Annotated in this window: 19 protein-coding genes; 17 read left to right on the plus strand and 2 right to left on the minus strand. The window is 68.9% G+C overall.

Annotated features, from left to right (window positions below):
* The first annotated feature begins 86 nt into the window (after positions 1 to 86).
* From map to truA, 9 genes are all read left to right on the plus strand, one after another.
* The gene (gene map, locus NBW77_RS07730) at positions 87 to 920 is read left to right on the plus strand and encodes a type I methionyl aminopeptidase (RefSeq protein WP_131748471.1); all 834 of its coding nucleotides are present in this window, start codon (positions 87 to 89) and stop codon (positions 918 to 920) included.
* Between the two features lie 179 nt (positions 921 to 1,099).
* Positions 1,100 to 1,321, plus strand: a complete 222-nt coding sequence (gene infA / locus NBW77_RS07735; RefSeq protein ID WP_006541558.1) for a translation initiation factor IF-1 — start codon at positions 1,100 to 1,102, stop codon at positions 1,319 to 1,321.
* A 105-nt stretch (positions 1,322 to 1,426) separates the two neighbouring features.
* Positions 1,427 to 1,540, plus strand: a complete 114-nt coding sequence (rpmJ, locus tag NBW77_RS07740) for a 50S ribosomal protein L36 (protein WP_003956441.1) — start codon at positions 1,427 to 1,429, stop codon at positions 1,538 to 1,540.
* A 190-nt stretch (positions 1,541 to 1,730) separates the two neighbouring features.
* Positions 1,731 to 2,111: a 30S ribosomal protein S13 gene (gene rpsM / locus NBW77_RS07745; RefSeq protein ID WP_131748469.1), complete on the plus strand. Its 381-nt coding sequence runs from the start codon at positions 1,731 to 1,733 to the stop codon at positions 2,109 to 2,111.
* An 87-nt stretch (positions 2,112 to 2,198) separates the two neighbouring features.
* Entirely contained in the window at positions 2,199 to 2,603 is a 405-nt protein-coding gene (rpsK, locus tag NBW77_RS07750) for a 30S ribosomal protein S11 (protein WP_020463463.1), read from the plus strand.
* Between the two features lie 136 nt (positions 2,604 to 2,739).
* Positions 2,740 to 3,366 carry a 30S ribosomal protein S4 gene (gene rpsD / locus NBW77_RS07755; RefSeq protein ID WP_131748467.1) on the plus strand — a complete coding sequence of 209 codons (627 nt, stop codon included), beginning with the start codon at positions 2,740 to 2,742 and terminating at the stop codon, positions 3,364 to 3,366.
* Positions 3,367 to 3,489: 123 nt separating this feature from the next.
* The gene (locus tag NBW77_RS07760) at positions 3,490 to 4,539 is read left to right on the plus strand and encodes a DNA-directed RNA polymerase subunit alpha (RefSeq protein WP_131748465.1); all 1,050 of its coding nucleotides are present in this window, start codon (positions 3,490 to 3,492) and stop codon (positions 4,537 to 4,539) included.
* A gap of 233 nt (positions 4,540 to 4,772) precedes the next feature.
* A complete protein-coding gene (gene rplQ / locus NBW77_RS07765) occupies positions 4,773 to 5,396 on the plus strand; it encodes a 50S ribosomal protein L17 (RefSeq protein WP_131748463.1) in 624 nt (207 codons plus the stop codon).
* A gap of 158 nt (positions 5,397 to 5,554) precedes the next feature.
* Positions 5,555 to 6,385, plus strand: coding sequence for a tRNA pseudouridine(38-40) synthase TruA (truA, locus tag NBW77_RS07770; RefSeq protein WP_131748461.1), 831 nt, complete (start codon positions 5,555 to 5,557; stop codon positions 6,383 to 6,385).
* Positions 6,386 to 6,449: 64 nt separating this feature from the next.
* Here truA and NBW77_RS07775 read toward each other — a convergent pair whose 3' ends face one another.
* Complete coding sequence (locus NBW77_RS07775) at positions 6,450 to 7,826, minus strand: hypothetical protein (protein ID WP_250279494.1); 1,377 nt, start codon at positions 7,824 to 7,826, stop codon at positions 6,450 to 6,452.
* 191 nt (positions 7,827 to 8,017) lie between these two features.
* Here NBW77_RS07775 and rplM point away from each other — a divergent pair, with 191 nt between their 5' ends.
* From rplM to glmS, 4 genes are all read left to right on the plus strand, one after another.
* Entirely contained in the window at positions 8,018 to 8,461 is a 444-nt protein-coding gene (gene rplM / locus NBW77_RS07780) for a 50S ribosomal protein L13 (protein WP_131748457.1), read from the plus strand.
* 34 nt (positions 8,462 to 8,495) lie between these two features.
* Positions 8,496 to 8,903: a 30S ribosomal protein S9 gene (gene rpsI, locus NBW77_RS07785; RefSeq protein ID WP_131748455.1), complete on the plus strand. Its 408-nt coding sequence runs from the start codon at positions 8,496 to 8,498 to the stop codon at positions 8,901 to 8,903.
* Between the two features lie 82 nt (positions 8,904 to 8,985).
* The gene (gene glmM, locus NBW77_RS07790) at positions 8,986 to 10,332 is read left to right on the plus strand and encodes a phosphoglucosamine mutase (protein WP_131748453.1); all 1,347 of its coding nucleotides are present in this window, start codon (positions 8,986 to 8,988) and stop codon (positions 10,330 to 10,332) included.
* A 141-nt stretch (positions 10,333 to 10,473) separates the two neighbouring features.
* Positions 10,474 to 12,357 carry a glutamine--fructose-6-phosphate transaminase (isomerizing) gene (glmS, locus tag NBW77_RS07795; RefSeq protein WP_131748451.1) on the plus strand — a complete coding sequence of 628 codons (1,884 nt, stop codon included), beginning with the start codon at positions 10,474 to 10,476 and terminating at the stop codon, positions 12,355 to 12,357.
* An 806-nt stretch (positions 12,358 to 13,163) separates the two neighbouring features.
* Here glmS and NBW77_RS07800 read toward each other — a convergent pair.
* Positions 13,164 to 13,703: an SWIM zinc finger family protein gene (locus NBW77_RS07800; RefSeq protein ID WP_131748447.1), complete on the minus strand. Its 540-nt coding sequence runs from the start codon at positions 13,701 to 13,703 to the stop codon at positions 13,164 to 13,166.
* 104 nt (positions 13,704 to 13,807) lie between these two features.
* On the opposite strand from NBW77_RS07800, the gene NBW77_RS07805 reads away from it, so the two are divergent.
* The 4 genes from NBW77_RS07805 to NBW77_RS07820 all read left to right on the plus strand — a co-directional run bounded on the left by NBW77_RS07805 (position 13,808) and on the right by NBW77_RS07820 (position 18,342).
* Complete coding sequence (locus tag NBW77_RS07805; RefSeq protein ID WP_131748445.1) at positions 13,808 to 14,164, plus strand: holo-ACP synthase; 357 nt, start codon at positions 13,808 to 13,810, stop codon at positions 14,162 to 14,164.
* 54 nt (positions 14,165 to 14,218) lie between these two features.
* A complete protein-coding gene (locus NBW77_RS07810) occupies positions 14,219 to 15,772 on the plus strand; it encodes an NAD(P)H-hydrate dehydratase (RefSeq protein WP_250279495.1) in 1,554 nt (517 codons plus the stop codon).
* 147 nt (positions 15,773 to 15,919) lie between these two features.
* The gene (alr, locus tag NBW77_RS07815; protein ID WP_131748526.1) at positions 15,920 to 17,086 is read left to right on the plus strand and encodes an alanine racemase; all 1,167 of its coding nucleotides are present in this window, start codon (positions 15,920 to 15,922) and stop codon (positions 17,084 to 17,086) included.
* Complete coding sequence (locus tag NBW77_RS07820; RefSeq protein WP_250279496.1) at positions 17,083 to 18,342, plus strand: alpha/beta fold hydrolase; 1,260 nt, start codon at positions 17,083 to 17,085, stop codon at positions 18,340 to 18,342. Before alr ends, NBW77_RS07820 begins: the two co-directional genes overlap by 4 nt.
* Positions 18,343 to 18,450: the final 108 nt, after the last annotated feature.

Here is an 18,450-nt window from a genome sequence, read left to right on the forward strand (position 1 = left end):
CGATGCGGTGCGATCGGATTTTCCGCGCGTCGCCGGCGGCTTAAAAGGGTTATAGGGCACTAGGGATACGGACCGGGGCGACGAGCGTGGCGCGACGAGAGCATGTCCAGATCAAGACCGACAGTGAGATCGCGAAGATGCGGGTGGCGGGACTCGTCGTCGCGCGCACCCTGGAGAAGCTGCGCGCGGCGGTCGAACCCGGTATCAGCACGGCTGATCTCGACGCCGTCGCGGAGAAGGCGATCCGGGACGATGGCGCCATCCCCTCCTTCAAGGGCTACCAGGGTTTCCCGGCCACGATCTGCACATCCGTGAACAACGAGGTCGTACACGCCATCCCGCGGCGCAAACGGGTGCTTCGTGAGGGAGACCTCATCTCCATCGACTGCGGCGCGATCGTGGATGGCTGGCACGGCGATGCCGCGATCACAGTTCCGGTGGGTGCGGTACCTCAGCAGCTCCTCGACATGACCGAGGCGTGCGAGCAGGCGCTCTGGCGGGGTCTGGCAGCCGCCCAGCTGGGCGGGAAGCTCACCGACATCTCGGCGGCGGTGGAACGCTACGTTCGTCCGCAGGGGTACGGGATTGTGGACCACTACGGCGGTCACGGGATCGGAACCGAGATGCACCAGCCGCCGCACGTCCTCAACCACGGTCGACCCGGCCGGGGGATCCGCCTGGTCGAAGGCGTTGCGCTGGCGATCGAACCGATGATCACAATGGGTCGGCCGGATACCGCGGTTCTTGAGGACGACTGGACCGTGGTCACCGCGGACGGCTCCTGGGCCGCCCACACCGAGCACACGGTCGCGGTGACCACGCGGGGGCCATGGGTGCTGACGGCGTTGGACGGCGGCGCCGGGAAGTTCGCCGAGCTGGGCGTTGCCTGCGGCCAACCTGCTCAGACCTCCGCAGCCTGATCGTCGGCCGGCCGGTTCGATCATTCGCCGGTGTGGCGGGGCCAACGATCGGGTCGGGGGATGGAGCCAAGTTGGCCCTTGACGTAAGGGCCACGTACACTCAGGAGCCGACGGTTAGCGGGCGTTGAGGTTCGTCCGTGTCCACCGTTGGATACCCCGAAGGCAGGACAGCGGAGGACATGCCGAAGAAGGACGGGGCCATCGAGATCGAGGGCCGAGTTGTGGAGCCACTCCCGAACGCGATGTTCCGGGTTGAGCTTCAGAACGGTCATCGGGTTCTGGCCCACATCAGTGGCAAGATGCGTCAGCACTACATCCGAATCCTTCCGGAGGACCGGGTGGTCGTCGAGCTGTCGCCGTACGACCTGTCCCGCGGTCGGATCGTCTACCGCTACAAGTAACCGACCTGGTCAACGACGACGCGACCTGCGTCGCGTCGTCGGCGCCAGGGATCCCAGCCATCCGCACGCGCGCCCCAGCGGCTGCGCAAGGAGGTTCGTGCAGCCGTGAAGGTCAAGCCGAGCGTGAAGAAGATCTGCGACAAGTGCAAGGTGATCCGTCGCCATGGTCGAGTGATGGTCATCTGCGACAACCTGCGCCACAAGCAGCGCCAGGGCTGACGGTTCCACTCCACGGCAGGCAGGGACGTTTCCGGCCGGCGGGGTATCCGAACACGCTCATCAAAGCGTCACCAGGCCGCGTTACGTGGCAGTCACCCCCGGTCGGAGGCCGGGGCCCGCTCCGGCGAACACCTCGCCGTGACGGGACGGGGACGCTCAAGACCTCCGGTACAGGAAGGAAACACCTGGTATGGCACGCCTCTCCGGCGTAGACCTCCCCCGCGAGAAGCGGATCGAGGTCGCTCTCACCTACATCTTCGGAATCGGCCGGAGCCGTTCTCTGGAGACCCTCGCCGCGACCGGGGTCAACCCCGATACACGGGTTCGTGACCTGGCCGACGAGGAGGTCGTCAGGCTCCGGGAGTGGATCGACGCGAACTACCGGGTCGAGGGTGACCTGCATCGGGAGGTGCGTCAGGACATCCGCCGGAAGATGGAGATCGGTTGCTACCAGGGCCTGCGGCACCGGCGGAACCTTCCCGTCCACGGTCAGCGGACCCACACCAACGCGCGTACCCGCAAGGGCCCGCGTCGTGCCATCGCGGGCAAGAAGAAGGCCGGTAAGAAGTAGTCAGCGGCCTCCGGCCGGTGTAGCCAGTACTGGTTGTCACCACCGGGCCCTGACCGACTACCTCGCAAACGGAGATCACGAACACATATGCCACCAAAGACGCGTGCCGCCGGAGTCAAGAAGGTCCGGCGCAAAGAAAAGAAGAACGTCGCGCACGGCCACGCCCACATCAAGAGCACCTTCAACAACACGATCGTGTCGATCACCGACCCCAGCGGGAATGTGATCTCCTGGGCGAGTGCCGGGCATGTCGGGTTCAAGGGCTCCCGGAAGTCGACTCCATTCGCCGCGCAGATGGCGGCGGAGAACGCCGCCCGTAAGGCGCAGGAGCACGGAATGCGCAAGGTCGACGTCTTCGTCAAGGGCCCGGGTTCGGGTCGGGAGACGGCGATCCGGTCGCTGCAGGCTGCCGGCCTTGAGGTCGGAGCCATCCAGGACGTGACCCCGACCCCGCACAACGGCTGCCGGCCGCCCAAGCGACGGAGGGTGTGATAGTTGGCGCGAAGAGCGTCATAGTCACGTCACCTTTGGTTGGGTTCGCGCCAGCAGAACAAGGGCTTAGGCCTCGGGTGGCGCGAGAAAAATCATCATCGCGCCATCTTTGGCCGAAAGGGAGAGAAGGACAAGCATGGCCCGCTACACCGGCGCGGACTGCAAGCGCTGCCGCCGTGAGAAGACGAAGCTGTTCCTCAAGGGCAGCAAGTGCGAGTCGCCGAAGTGCCCGATCGAGATCCGGCCGTACCCCCCGGGTGAGCACGGACGTGGCCGGACCAAGGACTCCGAGTACCTGCTGCAGAAGCGTGAGAAGCAGAAGTGCGCGCGCATCTACGGCATCCTGGAGAAGCAGTTTCGCGGCTACTACGACGAGGCGAACCGCCGCACCGGCAAGACCGGTGACGAACTGCTGAAGATCCTGGAGTCGCGGCTCGACAACGTCGTGTACCGCGCCGGCTTCGCGCCGTCCCGGGACGCCGCGCGCCAGGCTGTCCGCCATGGCCACATCGTGGTCAACGGCGGGAAGGTCGACATCCCCAGCTACCGGGTGAGCGAGAACGACATCGTCGAGATCGCACCCAAGGCACGGGAACTGACCCCGTTCGTCATCGCGCGTGAGACCGCGGGCCAGCGCACCGTCCCGGCCTGGCTGGAGGTCATCCCCAGCCAGCTTCGGGTGCTGGTGCACTCCCTGCCGGCCCGCCAGGTGATCGACACGCAGGTCCAGGAGCAGCTCATCGTCGAGTTGTACTCCAAGTAGTCCAGACTGGAACCGAAGTAGGCACGACGTGGGCGGGGTGGACAGAGGCCCCGCGCACGGGCTCCGTTCGGAGCCGAAGCCACGGCGTCATATGGCGGTCGCCGTGTTGGGAAGGATGTAACGATGCTCATCGCACAGCGTCCGACGCTGGTCGAGGAACCGATCTCGGAGTTCCGCTCGCGGTTCATCATTGAGCCGCTTGAGCCGGGATTCGGCTACACCCTCGGCAACTCGCTGCGGCGCACCCTGTTGTCCTCCATCCCCGGTGCGGCGGTCACCAGCATCCGCATCGACGGGGTGCTGCACGAGTTCTCCACCGTCCCCGGTGTCAAAGAGGACGTCACCGACCTGATCCTGAACCTGAAGGAACTGGTCGTGAGCTCCGAGAACGACGACCCGACCGTGATGTACCTGCGCAAGCAGGGCCCGGGAGTCGTGTCGGCGGCCGACATCGCGCCGCCGGCAGGTGTGGAGGTCCACAGCCTGGATCTGCTGCTGGCAACCCTCAACGAAAAGGGCAAGCTCGAGATCGAGCTGACCGTCGAGCGGGGTCGGGGCTATGTCAGCGCCACCCAGAACAAGCAGCCGGGTCAGGAGATCGGTCGGATCCCGGTGGACTCGATCTACTCTCCGGTACTCAAGGTCACTTACAAGGTCGAAGCGACCCGTGTCGAGCAGCGGACGGACTTCGACCGGTTGATCGTGGACGTGGAGACCAAGCAGTCGATTTCCCCGCGGGACGCGATGGCCAGCGCAGGTAAGACCCTGGTCGGGCTGTTCGGGCTCGCGCAGGAACTGAACGCCGAGGCGGAGGGCGTCGACATCGGCCCGTCCGCGGCGGACGCGGCGCTCGCCGCGGATCTGGCGTTGCCGATCGAGGAGATGGACCTGACCGTCCGCTCCTACAACTGCCTCAAGCGTGAGGGCATCCACACGATCGGTGAGCTGGTGTCCCGCAGCGAGGCGGACCTGCTCGACATCCGTAACTTCGGGCAGAAGTCGATCGACGAGGTCAAGACGAAACTCGCCGCGATGGGTCTGCAGCTCAAGGACTCCCCGCCCGGCTTCGATCCGCGACAGGCCGTCGACACCTACGGCACCGACACGTACACCGCCCCGTTCAGCGATCCGGCTGACGACGGCGCGGAGTTCGTCGAGACCGAGCAGTACTGAACACATCCGGCCAAAGGCGGCGCGATGATGGTTGTTGGCGCCGCCGGAGGCCTACCAGGTGGTAGATAGGGCCAAAGGCGGCGCGATGATGGTTGTTGGCGCCGCCGGAGGCCTTGAGAACCTACGCCGGTGGGTGGCCTGGTCCGCGTCTGTGCGGGCGCCAGGTCACCCATGGCAAACCGTGGCGTCCGTACAACGCTGACGGACAGCGAAAGGATCGAGGAGCACCTGTCATGCCCACGCCTTCCAAGGGCCCCCGGCTCGGCGGCAGCCCCGCTCACGAGCGGCTGTTGCTGGCCAACCTCGCCACCGCGCTGTTCGAGCACGGCGGCATCACCACGACCGAGACCAAGGCGAAGCGGCTGCGTCCGTATGCCGAACGACTGGTCACCTTCGCCAAGCGCGGTGACCTGGATTCCCGTCGTCGCGTGTTGAGGGTCGTTCGTGACAAGTCCGTCGTGCACGTCCTGTTCACGGAGATCGGTCCCCGTTACGCGGACCGCGACGGCGGTTACACCCGCATCGTGAAACTTGGCCCGCGCAAGGGTGACAACGCTCCGCTGGCGCGTATCGAACTGGTCGAGGCACTGACCGTCGCGCAGGAGGCGGTCGGGGAGGCGGAGCGGGCCCGTGGCAGCCGCTTCATCTCCCGCCGGCGACCGACCGGCGCTACCGCCGAGGCCGCTGCCGATCTCGCGAAGGAGTCGCCGACCGCGGCCGCGGTGGCCGCGCAGGCCGAGGCTGCCAAGGTCGCCGAAAGCGATTCCGCCGTCGAGAGCGATGTGGCCGTCGAGGGGCAGGCCGGCTCGGTGGAGCAGGCTGCCGTCGACGAAACCGGTACATCTACAACCGACTGACAGACACTCACCTCGCGCAAGCCCACCATCCGCTGGAGGATGGTGGGCTTCGTGTTTCGTACAGCGCAGCCATGATGATCATGGCCGTGTTTCCGTGTGCTCCGCACCTTGCAGGACTATGTGACCCGAAACCGTGTGACCCGAATTGCCGGGATGCCGTGAGCGGACCCGATGGGCTGCAACGCCTGCGCCTCGACCTGGCCTACGACGGGACGCTGTTCGCGGGCTGGGCACGCCAGCCTGGGCAGCGGACTGTCCAGGGCGACGTCGAGGACGCCCTGATGCGGGTGGCGCGGCTGCCCGCGGTCCGGCTCACGGTTGCCGGGCGTACCGATGCGGGTGTCCATGCGCACGGCCAGGTGGCTCATGTCGACATTCCGGACGACGTTCCACTCGGCGGGCTGGCTCGCCGGCTCAACGGTGTTCTGGACCGGGCGGTGCGGATCACGGGCCTGGCGCCGGCTCCGCAGGGATTCGACGCCCGTTTTTCGGCGTTGTCCCGGCGCTATGTCTACCGGATCGGGGACGCGCCCTACGGCGTCGACCCGCTCCGGCGCCATGACACGTTGGCGTGGCCGCGCCCGCTGGATGCCGAGCGGATGCGCTACGCGGCGCTCGCACTGCTGGGGGAGCATGATTTCGGCGCGTTCTGCAGACGCAGGGAGGGCGCGACGACGGTGCGGACGCTGCTGCGCCTTGACGTCGCGCGGGTTCGCGACAGCGTGGTGACCGCGGATGTGGAAGCGGACGCCTTCTGCCACTCGATGGTCAGGGCACTGGTCGGGGCACTGCTGGCGGTGGGGGAGGGCCGTCGGCCCATGGAGTGGCCGGCGCGGGTCCTCGCCCGTGGCATCCGAGACCCGGCGGTCACGGTTGCCCCGCCGCACGGGCTCACCCTTGTCGAGGTCCGTTACCCACCGGACACCGATCTCGCCGCTCGTGCGGCTGTGACCCGGGCTGTACGGGTGCCCACGACTTCGTCCGGATAGCCGCGTCCTGACTGCCGAGGGTCCGGGTCCCGGCTGGATGGTGTTCGCCGCGGCCGGCCTCGGCTCAGCGGGGCCCGTGACCGGTCAGGAGGCGTCGCGAGATCGGCTCACTGGCCAGCGTCGACAGGTCGCGGCGGGCGGTGGACAGTGCCGGGTCGGTGGCGGCTCCTTCGCTCCCGTCCGTGTAGGCGAGTTGAAGCACGATCAGGTAATGGCCGCTTACCGCGGCGGCGCGCCAGGAGTTGTCCCCGGTCGGGCTTGTGATCGTCGCGTCCGGGAGGGCACCGGCCGGCAGTGGTAGCGCTGGTACGCCGCCCTTGCCGGCGGTGATCAGGGTTGCCGCGTTCTGGGCGGTGTTCCTGTCGTCCGACACGAGTACGGCAGCCGCTGCGAGTACTCGTCGCCCCGAGGTGTCCGGCTCGCTCAGGTACACGGCGCGTATGAGCTGCCGGCATCTGCTGGCGGACAACGCGGCCTGGAGGTCGCCGGTGAAGCCCGCACAGCTCGAGTCCAACTGGTAGGCAAGCCGTGTGTAGGGATGCAGGTCAAGGGTGATCCGGGGGGAGGAGAAGAACTCCTTGTCCGTCACCGGGTCGGAATCGGTCCGCGCGCTGTCGATGAAATCAGGGCCGGCGACCGCGGCGGTGGTCGCAGCGGTCGAGGGGTTCCCCGGCCGGCGGTGGCTGTCGTTCGTGGCGGTGATCGCGACAGCGGCGATCACCGCGGCCGCGATGGTGCCGGCCACCGCGATCAGCCTGGTGCTGTAGCCCCGGGTTACACCAGAGTCGCCGCGACCGGGGGAACGATCATGATCGTCCGTGTCGGCGGAGGCCTCGGCAGGGGCAACGCCGGTGCTGGTTTCGTCCGGCTCCGCGTGCTGCGAGACGGTTGGTCCCGGGCAGGAGGCCCAGGGGTTCACGTCATGTGGAGCGGTGCCCGTGACCGGCGTTGCCGGGTGATCCTGGGACCGGACCGCGCCCTGCGACGCAGGTGCCTCCGGGGTGGGAAGCTCCCCTGAGGAAGACGGGGCGGCGACCGGCTCGAGGATCGAATAGTACGTCGGTGTCGGTGTCGGTGGCTCTGGCGCGGCGGACGACTCGGGTTCGCCCGGTACCTCCGACCCGGCCGGTGGCTCCTGCTCGTCCGGGGAGGGCGTTGGGGTACTTGCGGTATCGCCGGCTTCGATCGCGGTGTCCACGGCGCCCACTGCCGGGTCGGCCGTTCCGGCAGTGGCCCGGGGCGTTATGAAACTTTCGGCAGCGGGTGTCCAGGCGGGCCTGCGGATGGATGACGGCAGCGCCCGTAGCGGGCCGAACAGCGGATCGTCCGCCGGGGGGACCCACTCATCCGCGTCCTGATACCCCGCGTCCTGGTAGCCCGCGTCCTGGTGGAAGGCGTCCCCCGAAACGCCGGCTGACTGCTCTGACGGCTTCTCGTCCACTCTCCGCAGACTACGGTGTGCTCGGTGGATCTTCATCGGTCGGGATCGGCTCACCGGGGCTGCCGGTTGGCCGTGTCATTCGCCTGGTAACCTCAAGGACTACCGCTCATGACAGGCTGCGAGACCCACGCGCCCGACAGCCGAGTGACTCGAAAGTCCAGACGCATCCGCTGACGAGAAAAGGCAGACCTGTGCGCACGTACCAGCCCAAGCCCACGGACGTCCAGCAGGTCTGGCATGTCATCGATGCCACGGACGTGGTCCTCGGCAGGCTGGCCAGCCAGGCCGCCCAACTGCTGCGCGGCAAGCACAAGCCGATCTTCGCACCGCACATCGACACCGGCGACTTCGTCATCGTCGTGAATGCCGGCAAGGTCGCGCTGAGCGGCAACAAGCGGGAGCAGGCCCAGTACCACCGGCACTCCGGCTACCCGGGCGGTCTTCGCAGCACCTCCTATGGGACGCTGCTGGACACCCGGCCCCAGATCATCGTCGAGAAGGCGATCAAGGGCATGCTGCCGAAGAGCAAGTTGGGCCGGGCACAGGGCATGAAGCTCAAGGTGTATGCCGGGCCGACTCATCCTCACCAGGCTCAGCAGCCCCAGCCGTTCGAAATCATCCAGGTCGCGCAGTAAGCCGCGGACCATCTGACCAGGAAGGACAGACGACGTGGCTGTCGTGACCGACGCCCAGGGCAATCCCCGCGCCACCGGTCGGCGCAAGGAGGCTGTTGTCCGGGTACGCCTTCTGCCGGGTACCGGCAAATGGACGCTCAACGGGCGTTCCCTGGAGCAGTACTTCCCCAACAAGGTGCACCAGCAGCTCGTCAACGAGCCGCTCAAGGCGCTGGACCGAGCCGAGTCCTTCGACGTGGTTGCCCGGCTGCACGGCGGCGGTGTCTCCGGCCAGGCGGGTGCGCTTCGCCTTGCCGTCGCGCGGGCGCTCATTGCCGCGGACGAGGAGTCGCGTCCCGTTCTGAAGAAGGCCGGTTTCCTCACCCGGGACGCGCGGGTCAAGGAACGTAAGAAGTACGGCCTGAAGAAGGCCCGGAAGGCACCCCAGTACAGCAAGCGCTGACCTGGCGGCCTGAGGCGGCGCGATCGTAGCTTTAACTCGCGCCGCCGAAGGTCCCCGAGGAACCACGGGGGAGAGCGTCTCAGTGGCCAGGCTCTTCGGTACGGACGGCGTGCGCGGAGTCGCCAACGCCGATCTCACAGCGGAACTTGCGCTGGCATTGTCGGTGGCGGCTGTCGGGGTGCTGGCGGAACATCGCTCCCCGGGTGCCGGTCGGCCGACTGTGGTGGTGGGACGAGACACTCGCCCGTCCGGGGAGTTCCTGGAGGCAGCTGTCGTCGCCGGTCTGGCCTCGGCCGGCGCGGACGTGCTGCGGGTGGGCATCGTACCCACCCCGGTGGTGGCGCACGCGGTGGCGGCCTGTGGTGCCGACCTCGGCGTGATGCTGTCCGCGAGCCACAACCCCATGCCGGACAACGGCATCAAGTTGTTCGCCGCCGGAGGGCAGAAGCTCCCGGACGAGGTTGAGGACGAGATCGCCGCACGTCTCGCGGTCGGGCGGCCCGATCGCCCCACCGGTGCGGCGATCGGGCGGGTCCGGGATGACGCTGCTCTGGTGGATGACTACGCCAAGTTCCTGGTTGCCGCTGTTCCCGCTGCGCTCACCGGTCTTCGGATCGTGGTCGACTGCGCGCAGGGAGCGGCGTCCACCTTGGCGCCCCGCGTGCTGAGGCTTGCCGGAGCCGATGTCGTCGCCCTGCATGCGGACGGGGACGGGATCCGGATCAACGACGGTTGCGGCGCCACCCACCTGGAGTCCCTACAGGCCGCCGTGATGGAACACGGTGCCGACGCCGGAATCGCGCATGACGGCGATGCCGATCGGTGTCTGGCCGTCGACGCCAACGGTGAAATCGTGGACGGCGACCAGATCCTTGCGCTGTCCGCTCTCGCGCTGCGTGAGCGCGGTGAACTCGCGCAGGACACGGTCGTGGTGACGGTCATGTCGAACCTGGGCTTTCACCACGCGATGCGGGACGCGGGGATCAACGTGATCGCGACTCCGGTCGGCGACCGCTATGTTCTGGAGGTCATGCGCGAGCGGGGCCTGTCCCTCGGGGGGGAGCAGAGCGGCCATGTCGTTTTCCTCCGCCACGCGACAACCGGGGACGGGCTGCTCACCGCGCTGCAGGTGCTGGGCCGGATGACCGAGACCGACCGTCCGCTGGCGGAGCTCGCGAAGGTCATGACGAAGCTGCCACAGGTGCTTGTGAACGTCCGGGGCGTCGACCGTTCGAAGGTGGCCACCTCACCGGATCTTGCTGCCGCGGTGGCGGCGGCGCAGGCCGAACTCGGCGATGAAGGGCGGGTCCTGTTGCGTCCGTCCGGCACGGAGCCGTTGGTGAGGGTCATGGTGGAGGCGCCGACCAACGCGCAGGCGAACGTGGTGGCCGCGAGCTTGGCCGCGGCCGTGGAGAGCGTCCTACGCTGAGGCTGCCGGGCAGCCGTGCGCCGGGTATGTCCCGGCCTCTGCCTGGTTGGCTTCCCGGAAGCTTGTGACCAGCGTAAACAAACGTGCGCGAAGAGGTCGTGGCCCGTTCGGTCCGCGCCCGGGGTTGCGTACGCTGACCGCATGTGTGGGATCATCGGGTACATCGGGGGACAGTCGGCGCTCGAGGTTGCTCTGACCGGGCTTCGTCGGTTGGAGTACCGGGGCTACGATTCGGCAGGTGTAGCGGTCGTCGTCGACGGGGGGCTACGGACTCTGCGCAGGGCCGGCAAGCTGGCCAATCTGGAAAAGGCGCTCGCCGAGACGGAAGCCGGTCTGTCGGGAACGACCGGTATCGGGCATACCCGCTGGGCTACCCATGGCGGGCCGACGGACACCAACGCACATCCGCACACCGACTGCACCAGCGCCGTCGGAGTGATCCACAACGGGATCATCGAGAATTTCGCGGGCCTGCGGGCGGGCCTCGAGCACGGCGGCCATGAGCTGACCAGTGAGACCGACACCGAGGTCGTCGCGCACCTCCTCGAGGACGAGCTTGCCACGTTGGTTCGCGACGGCTCGTCGCTACCCGCGGGGACGAATCCGCTCACCGAGGCTCTCCGCCGGGTGTGCGGCCGTCTCGAGGGCGCCTTCACCCTGGTTGTTGTGCACCGTGACCATCCTGACGTGGTGGTGGCGGCGCGCCGCAACAGCCCGCTGGTCGTCGGACTGGGCGCGGGGGAGACCTTTCTGGCGAGCGACGTCGCCGCGTTCATCGCGCATACCCGCAACGCATTGGAGATCGGGCAGGATCAGGTCGTCGAGGCCCGCCGGGACGGGGTGAGCATCACGGACTTCGCCGGAAACCCGGTGGAGGGCCGTCCGTACCACGTCGACTGGGATGCCAGTGCCGCCGAAAAGGGCGGTTATCCCTACTTCATGCTGAAGGAGATCAGCGAACAGCCGACCGCGCTCGCGGACACCCTGCGCGGACGCCTGTCCGACGACGCCGAGATCGTCCTGGACGAGGAACGCCTTTCCACACAGGACTTCCGTGACATCGACAAGGTCTTCATCGTCGCCTGTGGCACGGCCTACCATGCCGGACTGATCGCCAAATACGCCGTTGAGCACTGGACGCGGCTGCCGTGTGAGGTCGAGATGGCCTCGGAGTTCCGCTACCGTGATCCGGTTCTCGACCGTTCCACCCTCGTCATCGCCATCAGTCAGAGCGGCGAGACGTTGGACACCCTGATGGCGGTCAAACATGCGCGGGAGCAGAAGGCCCGTGTTCTCGCGATCTGCAACACCAACGGGTCGACGATCCCGCGGGAGTCCGACGCGGTGCTCTACACCCGATGTGGTCCCGAGGTCGGCGTGGCCTCGACGAAGACCTTTCTCGGTCAGGTTGCCGCGTGCCTGCTGGTCGGGCTGTACCTGGCGCAGGTCCGAGGGGTTCTCTACGGCGACGAGGTCGCACGGTATGTCGAGAGGCTGCAGGCCACCCCGACTCTCGTGCGGGAGACCCTCGCCACGGTGGAGCCGGTAAGGGCCCTCGCGCGTTCGCTCGTGGACGCAAAGGCCGTGCTCTTCCTCGGTCGCCACGTCGGCTATCCCGTCGCTCTCGAAGGGGCTCTGAAGCTCAAGGAGCTTGCCTACATGCATGCCGAGGGCTTCCCTGCCGGGGAGTTGAAGCACGGGCCGATCGCGCTCATCGAGCCGGGCCTACCGGTCGTGATCGTGGTGCCTTCGCCCCGAGGGCGGTCACACCTGCACGGAAAGATCGTTTCGAATATTCAGGAGGTGCGGGCCCGCGGGGCGCGGACCATCGTCATCGCCGAGGAGGGCGACACCATCGTCGAGCCCTACGCCGAGCACCTGATCCGGGTACCGGCGACGCCGACCCTGCTCGCACCTCTGGTGACGACGGTGCCGTTGCAGGTCTTCGCGTGCGAACTGGCCCTTGCCCGCGGTCTCGACGTGGACCAGCCACGCAACCTCGCCAAGTCCGTCACCGTCGAGTAGCCGGGCGATCAGCCCCGGGAGGACCGGCAGCTGGAAGACCAGTGGTGCAGATGACCGGACAGCGCGAGGTCCGACGATGCGCCGGTTGTGTATGTACCGGCCACCCAGTGCATCTGGAGTGAACTCGATGACAATAGCCCATAACAGGTGTTGTTGTGTTGACCTGAGGCAACACCAGCAAAGAAACTTTCGGTGGACGCATGGACGGACCGACCGGCTCCCCGGCGAAGAGGAGCGCCGTCCCACGCTGTAAGGGGAACATCCACTGATGCGCGGGCTCCCGCGAGTCGCGGCTGTCGCCATCGTCGCGGGCTTTGTCCTGTGGCGGGTCCTGCGGCGGCGCCGGCCATGGCCGTCACCTGGACCTTCGTGGTGGACGGAACTGTTGCCGAGAGTTCCACGGATTACCGTCCGACCGGTCGTGCCGGGTCCGGGCGGAGCCGAGGCGCCGGGCTCGTCCACGCCGGAGTCATCCACGCCGGAGTCATCCACAACCAGGTCATCACCTGCAAAACCCGGGTCCATGGGGCGGACCCGGTCGACCCGAGCGGCCTCGTCCACTGCAGGTCGACGAGCGTTGCCACGGTCGGTACCGGAGGCGTGCACGCGGTCGGACAGCTGATGACCATGCCGATACCGCGGCCGGCTCATCCGAACTTGCGCGCACGCTCCACACCCCGGACGGTCTAGGCCCTGATCTGACAGGGCTGTCGACCTGGCCATCGCCGCGGACGCCGTGACCCCGCGTCCGCGGCGATGCTGCCCGGTCATCACCGTGCTTGCGCGGACGCTCTTACCCGCGTCGGTCAGATGGTCGGGTGCGGGCGTCGCCAGCGGGTCGCTGCCTCGCGCAGATCCATCGCCAGGACGTCGTTGACCGCGGCAAGGTCGACCACCAGATCGACCAGCGCGGGTCCGTCGATGCTCCCGAGGAAGTCACGCAGATCAATGGGCTGGCCGTCGGCGTCGTAGAAACCGTCATCGGTGCTGTCGAAGTCGTCGTCGTCCTCACTCGGATCGATCGCACCGGTGGCCACCAGGGCCAGGGCGACGGCGTGGGCGCAGAACTGTTCGACCGCACCTGTCGGACAGGTACAGGTCGACCCCGGCGTGCCGTCGATCACTGACAGTTGGGTGTGGGTGGGCTGGTCACCGTCCACCGTGCCCGACGCGCTGCTCGGTCGGATCCGCAGGTCGCCGACCCGTCCCTGTAGCGCCAGGGCGACCCCGCGGGTGAACTCGCCCAGGCCCGCGAGGCGGGCACACTCGTCCTCGTCGAAAACAGCATGCAACGGTGTGATAGCGATATCGTCATGTCCGTTTGGCCCCGACTGGTTGACGATCATCGGGTAATTCTACGAGACCTGCTGCCCACGGGCGCGGGACCCTGCCAGGACGGCAACGGTTCACTGTGGCCTTCGCCCGTCACGGGTCGTGGGAGGCTCGGCCCATGGCCGTAGTGGGCGTCGGAGTGGATGTCGTCGATGTCGAGCGGTTCGCTGCGATCTTGCGCCGGACCCCGTCCCTTGCCGACCGGCTGTTCACCGCCGGCGAGCGGGCGGTGGAAGGTCCCGAGCGGCTCGCCGTGCGATTCGCCGCCAAGGAGGCACTCGCGAAGGCTCTTGGCGCGCCGCCGGGCATGTCCTGGCACGACGCCGAAGTGGTCAGTGACTCCGACGGCCGACCGCGGATCCGGATCAGTGGCACGGTTGCCGCCGTGGCGGAAGCCGTCGGCATCCGGACGTGGCATCTGTCCCTGACACACGACGGCGGGGTGGCGATCGCGTTCGTCGTCGCCGAGGCCTGAGAGGAGTGCAGGCGTGCGGGGTGCGCCGGGCGGTCAACCGGAGAACATGACGGCATGAGACATGCCCACACGGTCACCCAGGTCAGGGACGCCGAGGCACCCCTGCTCGCCAGCCTGCCACCGGGTGCGCTGATGCAGCGGGCCGTCCACGGTCTGCTGTCGCACGCGGCACGCCGGCTCGGCCGGATATACGGCGCCCGGGTGGTGGTGCTCGTCGGAAGCGGTGACAACGGCGGCGACGGGCTGTGGGCGGGTGCCCGACTGGCGGCCCGAGGCGCGCGGGTGGACGCGCTCGCCCCCGGCCGGACGCATCCGGCCGGCACTGCTGCGCTGCTCGCCGCGGGCGGCCGCCTGCACGTCGTACCCGATCGGGACACCGGTGACCCGGGGCAGCCGGATCAGGGACAGCATCCTTTCCGAACGCCGGTTTCGGGACCGCGAACCGGCCACGACACCGCTGCCCGTCTGCTCGCCGGGGCCGACCTCGTCCTGGACGGCATGCTCGGTATCGGAGGGAAAGGCGGCCTGCGCCCGGGATATGCCCGGCTGGCGATGCTGGCCCCTGCGGAACGGACCGTCGCCGTGGACGTACCGAGCGGCGTGGACGCCGACACCGGCGCGGTGGCGGGTATGGCCGTCCGGGCAGGCAGCACGGTGACGTTCGGGACCTACAAACGCGGACTGCTGATCGCGCCGGGAGCGGGACACGCGGGCTACGTGGAACTGGTCGACATCGGACTTGCCCTGCCGGCCGCGGACCTCACCGCGCTCGAGGACGTCGACGTGTCCGGTCTGCTACCCGTACCCGGTCCGGCGGACTCGAAGTACACCCGCGGGGTGCTCGGCCTGGTCGCGGGCAGCGACACCTATCCGGGCGCGGCGGTGCTCGCCACAGGTGGGGCGCTGCGCGGGATCGCGGGTTACCTGCGGGTCGCCAGCACCCAGGTGGCAGCGGACCATGTGCGCCGCGCGCACCCCGAGGCGGTGGTGACACAGGTCGACCCGGGTGACGCGGCCGCCGTCCTGGCGGCCGGGCGGGTGCAGGCATGGGCGGTGGGCCCAGGTCTTCCGCCGGACGCCACCACCGCGCGGGTGGTGGCGTCCCTGCTCGCAACCGACGTTTCCGTCCTGCTCGACGCCGGGGCACTGGGCGCCGTGGCGAGTGACCTCCGGTGCGTCGCCGCGTTGCGGGACCGGGTCGCGCCGAGCCTGCTCACACCCCACGAGGGCGAGTTCTCCCGGCTGACCGCGGCGCTCGGGTGGGACGTCGAGGCGACCGCGCGCGCACTGGCCGCGGACCGGCTGGCGGTTGTGCGCCGCGCTGCCGCGGAACTCGGGGCGACCGTTCTACTCAAGGGCAACCGGACGCTGATCGTCGACCCGGACGGGCGGGCCCGGGTGAACATCACGGGCACGCCGTGGCTCGCGACAGCGGGCAGCGGCGACGTCCTCACCGGCCTGTGCGGCTCGCTGCTCGCCGGTGGCCTGTCCCCGATGGACGCCGGCAGCGTCGGCGCCCACCTGCACGGGACGGCGGGGGCGCGAGCGGGTCGGCCGCTGGCCGCGTCCGACCTGCCGGCGCTTCTCCTGCGGCGCGGGCAGCTGTGATGTCCCGCTGGCGGTGAGCTGTGTCCGCCGGCGGCGGCCCTGGCGCCGCCACCCCGCGTGGACTTGTTACCGTCAGAACGCAGATGCGCCCGGGCACGCCCCGACATGTGCCGACAAGGCCGGTTGGGCAGGTCAGGAAGGCTTCGGATGAGATCGCAGAGTGACAACCCGCGCGCCTGCGCGGTCGTGGACCTCGATGCGGTCCGCGAGTCGGTGGCGGCCCTGGTGGCCCGTGCCGGCAACGCCGCGACCATGGCCGTGGTGAAGGCCGACGGCTATGGCCACGGGATGCTTGCCTGCGCACGCGCCGCGTTGGACGCCGGTGCCACCTGGCTGGGGGTCGCGGTCGTCGAGGAGGCGCTTGCGCTACGTGCCGCAGGGCTCACCGTGCCGGTGTTCGCCTGGTTGGCCGCGCCCGGGGAACCGCTCGCGGACGCGGTTGCCGCCGACATCGACCTGTCCGCGTCGGCACCGTGGGCGCTGGAGGAGATCGCCGCGGCCGCGCGGCTGGTCGGCCGGACCGCCCGCGTCCACATCAAGGCCGACACCGGCCTGAACCGGGCGGGTGCGACCGAGGCGGACTGGCCGTCCCTGTGCGAGGCGGCGGCGGCGCTCACCGCCGAGGACGTGATCGACGTGGCTGGTGTGTGGAGCCACTTCGCCTTCGCGGACTCGCCCGGTCATCCGACGGTCCGCGCACAGATCGGGCGCTTCACCGACGCGGTCACCATCGCCGAGAAGACCGGCCTGCGCCCGCAGGTACGCCACCTGGCCAACTCGGCGGCGACTCTGGTCAGCCCGGACGCGCACTTCGATCTGGTCCGGCCCGGGATCTCGGTGTACGGGTTGTCACCCGGACCGGACGTCGGTTCCCCCGCGGACTTCGGGCTGCGCCCGGCCATGACGCTCACGGCCCGCCTCGCGTTGACCAAGAGGGTGCCGGCGGGCAGTGGTGTCTCCTACGCCCACCGGTACGTCACCACGGCCGAGACGACGCTCGCGCTGGTCCCGCTCGGCTACGCCGACGGTGTGCCGCGGGCGGCCGGCAACACCGCCGAGGTACTGCTCGCCGGTCATCGCCGCCGTATCGCCGGCACCGTCTGCATGGACCAGTTCGTGGTCGACGCCGGGGACGATCTGGTCCGGGCGGGCGACGAGGTCATCCTGTTCGGGCCGGGGGACCGGGGCGAACCCACCGCGCAGGACTGGGCGGACGCACTCGGCACCATCAACTACGAGATTGTCACCAGGGTCGGGGCCCGGGTGCCCCGCGGGCATCTGAACCCGACCGTTGCGCAAGGCCGTCCGTCATGAACCCGGCGCACATGAACCCGGCGCATGGTGACGACGGGTTGCCGGGCGGCGCGGTGTGGGCGGGAGTCGCCGGTCGGTTACTCGGTGCCGGGCAGGGCCTCGGGCGCGCGGGCCGCGCTGTCGCCGGGTCGCGGGCGGGGCGGACGAGCCTTGCGGGCCTTGCCACGGCGGTCGCAGTCGGTGCGGCGGCGGAACGGCGGCGGGTGCGAATCCGGTCCGACCGGGCCGGCGTGGCGGCGCAGGAGCCCGTTTCGCCGGTCGGGGGACGTCCCACCACGGTGATTGCCTCCGACGGCGTCCCGCTGCATGTCGAGGTCGTCGGCGCTTCCGACGCCGAGCTCACCCTCGTGTTCATCCACGGCTTCTGCGTCAGCCTCGACTGCTGGACGTTCCAGCGCCGTGATCTTTCCGGGTTCGGTCGGTTGGTGTTCTACGACCAGCGGGCACATGGCACCTCAGGCACCTGCGATGTCGCGTCCTGCACGATCGAACAGCTCGGTGACGACCTGCACCGGGTGTTGACCGAGGTGGTGCCGACCGGCCCGGTGATCCTTGTCGGGCATTCGATGGGTGGGATGACGGTTCTCGCCCTGGCCGACGCCCACCCCGAGTTCTTCACCGACCGGATAGTCGGGGTGGGACTGGTGTCGACCAGCGCAGGCAGCCTGGCGACGGTCACCTTCGGTCTTCCCGCGGCCGCGACGGTGGCGCTGCGTACCTGCCTGCCCGGTCTCGCGGTCGGCATGCGGTACGCACCCACGCTGCTGGAACGGGGACGACAGCGGGGCAGCGACGTGGCCTGGGCCGTGACCCGCCGGATCGGCTTCGGTTCCGCCGGGGTCTCACCGGCGGTGGTGTCGTTCCTGGAGAAAATGGTGGCGGCCACCCCACTGCGGGTGATCGCCGCGTTCCTGCCGACGTTGATCGGCCATGACAAGCTGGCTGCCGCGGCGGCGCTGGTGACAACCCCGACGCTGATCCTTGTCGGTGATGCCGACGTGATGACGCCCCTGGAACACAGCCGCACGCTCGCCGCGGCTCTTCCCGAGGCGGACCTGGTGGTCGTATCCGGCGCCGGGCACGCCGTCATCCTGGAGCGGCCGGACGAGGTCAACGCGGCACTGCGCGCTCTCGTCGACCGGACGACGGTCCGTCCGCGGAGTCCGGCCGTCCCCGCTCGGCGGGTCGCGGGTGGCACTGTGGCGGGTGGCACTGTGGCGGGTGGCACGGACGACGTCTCCGCGTCGACCTCATGAGATGGACCTTTAAGAGGTGGACGAGGTGAGCGGACCGGGCGTGCCTGCCCCCGTGGCGACCGGCGGCACGGGATGGGCGGTCGAGGTCCCGACCGTCAAGGCCATGCG

Origin of the sequence: Frankia sp. Cppng1_Ct_nod, assembly GCF_920656135.1 — a bacterium.
In the GTDB taxonomy this organism is placed as follows: domain Bacteria; phylum Actinomycetota; class Actinomycetes; order Frankiales; family Frankiaceae; genus Protofrankia; species Protofrankia meridionalis.

Bases quoted from the DNA above. Each gene is read 5' to 3' on its own strand.
- infA (WP_006541558.1), top strand. From the start codon at position 1,100: ATGCCGAAGAAGGACGGGGCCATCGAGATCGAGGGCCGAGTTGTGGAG.
- rpsM (WP_131748469.1), top strand. From the start codon at position 1,731: ATGGCACGCCTCTCCGGCGTAGACCTCCCCCGCGAGAAGCGGATCGAG.
- rpsK (WP_020463463.1), top strand. From the start codon at position 2,199: ATGCCACCAAAGACGCGTGCCGCCGGAGTCAAGAAGGTCCGGCGCAAA.
- rpsD (WP_131748467.1), top strand. From the start codon at position 2,740: ATGGCCCGCTACACCGGCGCGGACTGCAAGCGCTGCCGCCGTGAGAAG.
- NBW77_RS07760 (WP_131748465.1), top strand. From the start codon at position 3,490: ATGCTCATCGCACAGCGTCCGACGCTGGTCGAGGAACCGATCTCGGAG.
- rplQ (WP_131748463.1), top strand. From the start codon at position 4,773: ATGCCCACGCCTTCCAAGGGCCCCCGGCTCGGCGGCAGCCCCGCTCAC.
- glmS (WP_131748451.1), top strand. From the start codon at position 10,474: ATGTGTGGGATCATCGGGTACATCGGGGGACAGTCGGCGCTCGAGGTT.
- NBW77_RS07800 (WP_131748447.1), bottom strand. From the start codon at position 13,703: ATGATCGTCAACCAGTCGGGGCCAAACGGACATGACGATATCGCTATC.
- NBW77_RS07805 (WP_131748445.1), top strand. From the start codon at position 13,808: ATGGCCGTAGTGGGCGTCGGAGTGGATGTCGTCGATGTCGAGCGGTTC.
- NBW77_RS07810 (WP_250279495.1), top strand. From the start codon at position 14,219: ATGAGACATGCCCACACGGTCACCCAGGTCAGGGACGCCGAGGCACCC.
- alr (WP_131748526.1), top strand. From the start codon at position 15,920: ATGAGATCGCAGAGTGACAACCCGCGCGCCTGCGCGGTCGTGGACCTC.
- NBW77_RS07820 (WP_250279496.1), top strand. From the start codon at position 17,083: ATGAACCCGGCGCACATGAACCCGGCGCATGGTGACGACGGGTTGCCG.